The organism is Flavobacterium sp. JLP, from assembly GCF_015350755.1.
GTDB lineage: Bacteria > Bacteroidota > Bacteroidia > Flavobacteriales > Flavobacteriaceae > Flavobacterium.
The window spans coordinates 1-1349 of the sequence record NZ_JADKPS010000018.1; the positions used below are offsets into that span (position 1 = coordinate 1).

A 1349-nucleotide genomic window follows, 5' to 3' on the forward strand; every position below is an offset into this window, starting at 1 on the left:
GGCAATATTACTTACAAGCGCAACAGCGTAGACATTCGCCAGGCCGATTATGTATATTGGTCCGCTCCAGTAAAAGCCCAGACCCTGGGAGGAGTTTCGCCATTGACTTTGAGTGATAAATATTTAAGCTGGGAAACTACAAAATGGGTGGCCAATCCGAGTACTAGTTTTATGACAGCGGGCAAAGGCTATATTATCCGCGGTCCGGAAACTTTTTCAAATACAGTGAGAACCCCTTATACTGCCAGTTTTATCGGAGTTCCCAATAATGGAACTATAGCAGGGGAAACAGCTGTGCCAAGCACCTATTACTTGATAGGAAACCCGTATCCTTCTGCCCTGTCTGCCGACGATTTTATAAATGCGAATCTTTTCTTGGTGGGAACAATGTATTTCTGGACACATAATACCCCGGTGGTTCTGGGCCCAAGCTATAAATACAATTCAGATGACTACGCCACTTACAATTTGAGCGGAGGGGCAGGAACCCAGAAAGCACCGTCAGGGGGGGCGGCTGGAACCAACATCAATGTGCCGAGCGGCTACATTGCCGCCGGACAGTCTTTCTTTATGGGAGCAAAAGCGGCCGGCAGCATAAGTTTTGCCAATTCAATGCGAAGAGCCGCCAATAATAACGGCCAGTTTTTCAAACCGGCAGGCGCATCAAAAACAGCTGATCTTGAAAAAAACCGTGTATGGCTGGACATGACCAATGAGGAAGGCGCTTTCAAGCAGATTCTGGTCGGATACATTGAAGGCGCGACAAATGGCTATGAAGACATGTACGACGGATTAACATTTGACGGAAACAAGTACATTGATTTTTACAGCATAAACAATGCCAGCAAACTTGTAATTCAGGGGCGTGCACTGCCATTTGCAGACACAGATGCAGTGCCTCTGGGATACCGCACGGCAGTTGAAGGGAGCTTTACAATTTCCCTAAGCGATGCCGACGGAAAGCTGAGCACACAGGCAGTTTATCTAGAAGACAAAACAACAGGGACTCTCAGCGATCTGCGCGCTGCCAACTACACTTTTGCAACTGCAGCGGGAACTTTCCCAGACCGTTTTGTGCTTCGATACACAAACAAAACACTGGGAACCGGAGATTTTGAAAATACGGAAAACGGAATTCTGGTTTCTGTTAAGGATAAAACGGTCAAAGTGCAATCCTCAGAAGAAGCCATACAGGAAGTTGCTGTTTTTGATATTTCCGGAAAATTGCTTCTAGATAAAAAGAAGGTAGGAGCAAATGAACTTCAGGTTTCAAATTTGCAGGCTGGAAATCAGGTTTTACTTGTAAATGTAACTTTAGAAAACGGATTCAAAACTTCTAGAAAAATTAT

General features: G+C 45.2%; 1 protein-coding gene. It reads left to right on the top strand.

The features are described from left to right. The coding region (locus tag IRZ83_RS19405; RefSeq protein ID WP_194570768.1) for a T9SS sorting signal type C domain-containing protein at positions 1-1349 on the top strand (1349 nt) is incomplete at both ends.